The sequence below is a fragment of the Methylophaga sp. UBA4204 genome, from assembly GCF_002379485.1.
GTDB lineage: Bacteria > Pseudomonadota > Gammaproteobacteria > Nitrosococcales > Methylophagaceae > Methylophaga.
The window spans coordinates 49,007-56,297 of the sequence record NZ_DFTU01000109.1 but is presented as its reverse complement, the minus strand read 5'-3'; the positions used below and the strand labels follow the sequence as shown (position 1 = coordinate 56,297).

5 protein-coding genes are annotated in these 7,291 nt (G+C 47.0%); 4 read left to right on the top strand and 1 reads right to left on the bottom strand.

The annotated features are described in order from the left end of the window. From B3182_RS16160 to ettA, 4 genes are all read left to right on the top strand, one after another. A partial coding sequence (locus B3182_RS16160) for a cobaltochelatase subunit CobN (protein WP_292753518.1) occupies positions 1–2,793 on the top strand: 2,793 nt, incomplete at its 5' end. Beyond that, entirely contained in the window at positions 2,793–3,239 is a 447-nt protein-coding gene (locus tag B3182_RS16155) for a MotA/TolQ/ExbB proton channel family protein (protein WP_292357154.1), read from the top strand. The genes B3182_RS16160 and B3182_RS16155, both read left to right, overlap by 1 nt. Next, positions 3,232–3,531, top strand: coding sequence for a DUF2149 domain-containing protein (locus B3182_RS16150; protein WP_292357156.1), 300 nt, complete (start codon positions 3,232–3,234; stop codon positions 3,529–3,531). The genes B3182_RS16155 and B3182_RS16150 overlap by 8 nt, the downstream gene beginning before the upstream one ends. A gap of 98 nt (positions 3,532–3,629) precedes the next feature. Then, positions 3,630–5,288 (top strand): energy-dependent translational throttle protein EttA, encoded by a 1,659-nt coding sequence (ettA, locus tag B3182_RS16145; RefSeq protein WP_292357158.1) that lies wholly within the window; start codon positions 3,630–3,632, stop codon positions 5,286–5,288. A 251-nt stretch (positions 5,289–5,539) separates the two neighbouring features. On the opposite strand, the gene B3182_RS16140 is transcribed toward ettA, so the two are convergent. Then, positions 5,540–7,240 carry an NADPH-dependent assimilatory sulfite reductase hemoprotein subunit gene (locus B3182_RS16140; protein ID WP_292357160.1) on the bottom strand — a complete coding sequence of 567 codons (1,701 nt, stop codon included), beginning with the start codon at positions 7,238–7,240 and terminating at the stop codon, positions 5,540–5,542. Positions 7,241–7,291 lie beyond the last annotated feature (51 nt).

Sequence of the window (7,291 nt, the reverse complement as noted above, 5' to 3'; positions counted from 1 at the left end):
ACAACTCGCCAATCTCAACTCAATTTGCTAACGGCATTTATGCAGCAAACATCCACGGATCTGCATCATGCACTGGATGGTTTACGTCATCCCGGCCGCAGTCGAGCATTGGATTTATTAAATCAGCTGGAACAGGATTATCAGCAGATCATCGATGCAGCTGCTCAAGGCCATCAGCCCGACTGGCAGCATAGCGAATCCTTACATGATGCATTATTGGAAATGCAGATTGAAGGTATTCGCGGTTGGGGTGAAGTACCCGGCAAAGTGATGGTCTGGGATAATCGATTACTGATTCCCGGCGTGCAATTTGGCAATGTGTTTATCGGCCCGCAACCACCGCGTGGTTGGGAGATTCACGAAGAACTGTTGCATGCCAATATGTCTTTCCCTCCGCCACATCAATATCTGGCGTTTTATCACTATATTCAGTCGCAATTTAACGCTGATGCCATGGTGCATGTTGGTCGACATTCAACCTATGAGTTTTTACCCAAACGCAGTGTTGGCCTGGGTGAAGATGATTATCCCACTATTATTGCCGGTGATGTTCCTGGTCTATATCCTTATATAGTTGATGGTGTCGGTGAAGGCATACAGGCCAAACGCCGTGGTCAAGCGGTAATTATCGATCATTTGACTCCCCCGCTCGCCGTCACTGAACTTTATGACGATCTGCTACAACTACGTCAGTTGATTGAAAGCGCCGAAGCTGCTTCAGATAAAGCCACACGGGATCGGGCTATTCGCAGCCTGCGTGAACAAATCGAAACTATGGGTCTGCGTAATGAATTGATCGCCAGCATGGATGAAGAGCTGCAAGTGCGTGGTGCCGGTTTCGATGAAATTGATGATGATTTTCTACTGCATGAAGTCGGTCATTATCTGACAAATTTTCAAGAGACCTTTATGCCACTGGGTCTGCATGTATTTGGCCGGGATTGGTCCGCGGATGGACTCGATACCATGATGAACTCAATTCTGGACAACACCGATTCCAGCGAGGCTCAACGTCAAGCTATCTATCAAAAATTGCAAATGTCTCCAGCGGCTGAGATTGAAGCGCTTTTGAATGGTTTGAATGGTCGTTTTATCTCTCCGGGGAAAGGCAATGATCCCATTCGCACGCCGGATGCTCTGCCCACTGGCCGTAATTTTTATGCGTTGGATGGCAGCCTGCTGCCAACCCGTGTGGGTTTTGATATCGGTCAACAACTGGCCGCACCGGTCTTGGCCGGCGAAAAGGGCAATATTGAAGGTCATGAAGTAGGCGATCGCAATAAACAAGGGGTGATTTTATGGGCCTCTGATTCAGTGCGGGATGAAGGTGCCATGATTGCGTTTGGTATGAAGCTGCTGGGTGTCCGCCCGATATGGAATAGCCGTGGCATTATCAAAGGTCTCGAACGTCTGCCATTAAATGAGGAACAACCACAGCGGCTGGATGTGTTGTTTACCACTTCAGGTTTATTCCGGGATTTATATGGCGAACATCTGGTATTGCTGGATAAAGCCAGCTTATTGGCCTTGGATGCCAGTCGGGATCTGATTATCCGTGATTATCCTGCTTTGGCTGTCGCCCTTAACGCTGCTTTGGAAGCTTTAGGTGAATGGCAACAAGGCGGCGATGAAGCGTTGGATAAAAACTTGGTGGCCGCCAATTGGGTAAATGAGGCCATACAACGGCTGGCCCAACAACCGGATATCGATCCGGCACAATTAGGTCGTGAAACAAGCCTTCGTGTATTTGGTATTGCCCCGGGGGCTTATGGTGCTGGCATTAATCGTCTGGTTGAACGTTCAGCTGCCTGGGAAGATCGCAGTGAACTGGCTGACGTATTTATCAAACGTATGGCACATGCTTATGGCAGTGGTTTGCAGGGTGAATCGCAACCGGACTTGTTCAAACAGCAACTTGCCGGAGTGTCACAAACCTTTTTGGGTCGTGCCAGTAATCTGTATGGCCTGATGGATAACAATGATGCATTTGATTATCTGGGTGGTTTTAATCTGGCGGTGGAAACAGTTAGTGGTCAGCAACCAGGCAGCGCGGTGATTAATCACAGTAACAACGATAATCTGCGAATCGATGACTTGCCACAAGTCCTGCTGGGAGAGCTGCGTGCCCGTTATCTGAATCCACAATGGATTAAGCCGTTAATGAATGAAGGTTATGCCGGTGCGCGCACCATGGGCAGTGAATTTATCGAATATCTTTGGGGGTGGCAGGTAACCAGTCCAGAGATCATTACCGATCAGGTTTGGGAAGAAGTGAAAGCCGTTTATGTGGATGACAGTCTGCAACTGGGATTGGATGAGTTTCTAGGTGATGGTCATCAACAACATGTTCAAACCAATATCCTGGCAGTGATGCTGGTCGCCATAGATAAAGGATTCTGGGATGCTGATCTGGATACTCAAAAACAATTGGCCGAGCAGTTTGCTGCCAATATTATTGAAAAAGGCATTCCCGGAAGTGGTCATACCCATGCGAATCATCCAATGTATGATTTTGTGAAATCACATCTCGATGCGGATCAGGCTAAAGCTTTGGAAGCCGTATTGGCGCGAAGCCGAATACAGACTTCAGAAATGGCCTCCTCTCCAAGTCATATACAGGAATTACAATTGAATCAGCAGGATAGCCAGCAAATCGAGAATAGTAATCAAGCTGCTGAGGATACTACAGAAACCAGCTCCACCGATAGCAAAATGCTTTGGCTGTGGACGTTGCTGGCATTATCAGTAATCGTTGCCGCAGGATTATGGCGCGGTCGTAAAGGAGCTATGTAATGTATCCACATTTTTCACTGGAATTGATGCACCAGCTGACCGGACTGTTATTAACCCCGGTCGTCTGGGCGTTATTGTTTTTTGTCGGTTTGGCCGTATATGAAACCGGTATTGCCATTGGTGAGCGCTTCTGGGGAATCGCCCGTTTATCACAGCATTCTGATAGCCAAGCATTGATTGCTCTGGGCAAACGCCGAATTGAACGGGCCGATTTTATTACCAGACTGGCACCCATGCTCGGTTTGATGGGCACCTTGATTCCCTTGGGCCCAGGCCTCGCCGCATTAGGCGAAGGACAACTAAAAATTCTGACTACGGCGATGACAGTGGCGTTTGATACCACGGTTATTGGATTATTGGCTGGCATGTTCGGCTTTGTCATTGGTCGGATGCGTCGGCGTTGGTATGACGCTGCTTTAACTGAATTGGAAAAGCAAAATGGATAAATGGCGTCGCAGTTCATTTCTCGATACCGATGAAGATCCGTTAGGTCCATTGGCCAATTTGATTGATATTGTGCTGGTATTTGCCTGTGGGCTAATCGCTGCACTGGTCGCGTTCAGTTCGGACTTACAGGATCATTTTGAAGTGCAGCCGCAGGAAATCACTCTCGGTAAGGAACTGCCAACAATGCCAGATACTATGCAGCAGCAGGTGCAGGATGGTAGTGGTTACGAAGCTGTTGGTCAGGTATATCGAGATCCACAAACCGGTAAGCTGATTTTAATTGATGACTAATTTTTTCATTAAAAGATTTTCGCTCAGCCCGCGAATCCAAAAGTAATTTCAGGTAGAATCACCGCTTCTACTGAACTCCTGTTTTATTGGATTTTAAAATGGCTCAATACGTATATAGCATGAACCGCGTTGGCAAAATCGTGCCGCCCAAACGCGAAATTTTAAAAGATATTTCCTTGTCATTTTTCCCTGGTGCCAAAATCGGTGTATTGGGTTTAAATGGCTCTGGTAAGTCTACCCTGCTCCGCATCATGGCGGGTGAGGATAAAGATTATATTGGCGAAGCCAGACCGATGCCGAATATGAAGGTCGGGTATCTGCCTCAGGAACCTGAGCTGGATGACAGCAAAACCGTTCGGGAAATCGTTGAAGAATCAGTCTCTGATGTCAAAGCCGCTTTGGATGAACTGGATGCGATTTATGCAGCTTATGCCGAACCGGATGCCGACTTTGATGCACTCGCTAAAAAACAGGGTGAACTGGAAAATCTGATCACCGCTAAAGATGGTCATAATCTGGACAATGCTCTGGAACGTGCAGCAGATGCGTTACGCCTGCCGCCCTGGGATGCCAAAGTAGCGGTGTTATCCGGTGGCGAGCGTCGTCGTGTTGCATTATGCCGGTTATTACTCGATCACCCGGACATGTTATTGCTTGATGAGCCGACTAACCATCTTGATGCTGAATCGATTGCCTGGATTGAACGCTTCCTGCAGGAATACCCCGGTACCGTAGTTGCCATTACCCATGATCGCTATTTCCTGGATAATGCCGCGGGCTGGATACTTGAGCTTGATCGTGGTCGTGGTATTCCTTATGAAGGCAATTACTCTTCATGGCTGGAACAGAAAGATCAACGTCTGGCTCAGGAATCGAAACAGGAAGCCTCACACAATAAAGCCATTCAAGCTGAGCTTGAGTGGGTACGCCAGGGAGCCAAAGGTCGTCAGGCAAAATCCAAAGCGCGCTTGAAACAGTTTGAAGAAATGAATTCAAAAGAATTTCAAAAACGTAATGAAACCCAGGAAATCTATATTCCACCTGGCCCGCGTTTAGGTGACAAAGTGATTGAACTGCATAACGTCACTAAATCCTACGGCGACAAACTGTTATTCGAAGATCTCAGTCTGACGATTCCCCCCGGTGCAATTGTCGGCATCATCGGCCCTAACGGTGCCGGTAAATCTACCTTGTTCCGCATGATTACCGGTGAAGAAAAACCCGATTCCGGTGAAATCGAAATCGGCAGTACCGTGCAGCTGGCTTATGTAAACCAGGCACGTGAACTGGATGGCAAGAAAACGGTATTTGAAGAAATAGCTGATGGTGCCGATATGATTACTGTCGGAAATTATCAGACCCCTTCTCGTGCCTATTGTGGACGGTTTAATTTTAAGGGCTCAGATCAGCAGAAATATGTGAAGGATCTCTCCGGTGGTGAGCGTAACCGCCTGCATATGGCCAAACTGCTTAAAGAAGGTGGCAACGTTTTATTACTCGACGAACCGACCAACGACCTGGACGTGGAAACATTACGTGCATTGGAAGAAGCCATATTGGCCTTTCCGGGTTCAGCAGTAGTCATTTCGCATGATCGCTGGTTCCTGGATCGTGTCTGTACCCATATGATTGCCTATGAAGGCGATTCCAGCGTGGTGTTTTTTGAAGGTAACTATAGTGAATATGCCGAAGATTACCTCAAGCGTTATGGCAAAGATCATCAGCCGGAACGTATCAAATACCGCCGGATGAATTAAAGTTAGGTTTTGAATGATTAACCACAGAGACACAGAGTGCACAGAGGTTTAAAAGAAATATATCCGCAGATTACGCAGATTTTCACAGATATAAATAAACAATAAGGTGAATGCAGGTTTGTTCCAGAAGTAGGTCGGGTTAGCGTAGCGTAACCCGACACAAATCAAATATTTCGTTTAAAAAATCTGCGCCAATCTGCGTAATCTGCGGATAAAAAATCTCTGTGACTTCTGTGTCTCTGTGGTTAACTTTAATCTTTTAAAGGCTTATGCATCATTTCTGGTGTACGTTCGGCGCCGAGGATACCGACACGGATCAGAAAGTCGCCAAAATGCTCGTCTTTCTCACGTTCAGCAGCAAACTGTTCAATCATTGGTTTTAGCGTATTCAGGATGGTGGCTTCGTCCACATTTTCAAGATACAGACGGTTTAGTCGCTGACCACTGAAATCAGCCCCCAGATTCAGGTTATAGCGTCCTATCGCTTTACCGGTTAACGCAATTTCACCCAGGTAAGGTCTGGCACAGCCATTCGGACAGCCGGTGATGCGGATATTAATCAGCTCTTCCGGTAGGCCCACATCACTCATTATTTGTTCCAGCTTACTGAGAAACGTGGGTAAATAACGTTCTGATTCAGCCATCGCCAAAGCACAAGTAGGCAATGCTACACAGGCCATCGCATTTAAACGCAATGCCGGACGGCGTTCACCGATATCCAGTTGGTACTGCTCAACCAATGCTTCAATAACCGGTTTTTGTTCAGGGCTGATATTGGCAATAATCAGGTTCTGATTACAGGTCATGCGAAATTCGCCAGTATGGATTTTGGCGATTTCACGCAATGCTGTGCGCAATTGAAGTGTTTCAGTATCCTTAACCCGCCCACTGTAAATATATAAGGTCAGATGCCATTGACCATCTTCACCCTGGATCCAGCCAAATCGATCACCATTGCGTAATAACTCAAAGGGTCTGGCAGACGTCATCGCCTCACCATGGTATTCGGTAAATTTTTCGTTAAACCAGTCAATACCATGATCATCAATGGTGTATTTAAAACGAGCATGCGCCCGGACACTGCGATCACCAAAGTCACGTTGAATGGCAGCAATGGTTTCGCAGGCTTTGACAATCTGGTCTTTTGGCACAAAACCGGCCATGGTGGCTAAGCGTGGGAAAGTTGCCGTTTCACCATACGTCATGCCCATACCGCCACCGACGGCAACATTGAATCCAACTAATTCGTCGTTTTCAATAATGGCAATTAACGCAATATCATTGGCCAGTACATCACTGTCGTTTTCAGGTGGAATGGCGATACCGATTTTAAATTTACGTGGTAAATAGCGATCCCCATAAAACGGTTCTTCAGATTTACCCGGTTGATAGACACATTTTTCGCCCAGCCAGATCTCGGCATAGGCACCCGACTGCCAGCACAAATGATCACTTATAGCTTGTGAAATCTGATGAACTTCGGCATGCACCGAAGACTGATGCGGATTGACATTTGTCACCACATTTCGATTCACATCACCGCATGCGCCTTTTGTATCCAACCCTAATGCATTGACTTGCTGCATTAATGAACGCAGATCTTTTTTCAAAACCTCGTGATATTGAAACGTCTGCCGGGTAGTAATACGTAACGTGCCATTGGCGCAATCATCAGCTATCGCATCGAGTCCGAGCCATTGCTGTGGAGTCACCACTCCACCGGCAATACGCAGTCGAACCATAAATGAATATAACGGTTCCAGCTTTTGACGACGGCGTTCATCACGCAGATCGCGATGATCCTGCATATAGCTGCCATGGAATTTGGTCAGTTTGTTGTCATCTTCCGAGATCGCACCGGTAACGGCATCTTCAAGCCCTTCGGCAATGGTGCCACGCAGGTAACGACTGTCGAGTTTGAGTTGTTCGGCTTCAGGTAATTTTGTATTCATTAGTACACATCACGTTGGTAGCGTTTATCACGCGTCAGCTGACGCAGATAT

Bases quoted from the DNA above. Each gene is read 5' to 3' on its own strand.
- B3182_RS16155 (WP_292357154.1), top strand. From the start codon at position 2,793: ATGTATCCACATTTTTCACTGGAATTGATGCACCAGCTGACCGGACTG.
- B3182_RS16150 (WP_292357156.1), top strand. From the start codon at position 3,232: ATGGATAAATGGCGTCGCAGTTCATTTCTCGATACCGATGAAGATCCG.
- ettA (WP_292357158.1), top strand. From the start codon at position 3,630: ATGGCTCAATACGTATATAGCATGAACCGCGTTGGCAAAATCGTGCCG.
- B3182_RS16140 (WP_292357160.1), bottom strand. From the start codon at position 7,240: ATGAATACAAAATTACCTGAAGCCGAACAACTCAAACTCGACAGTCGT.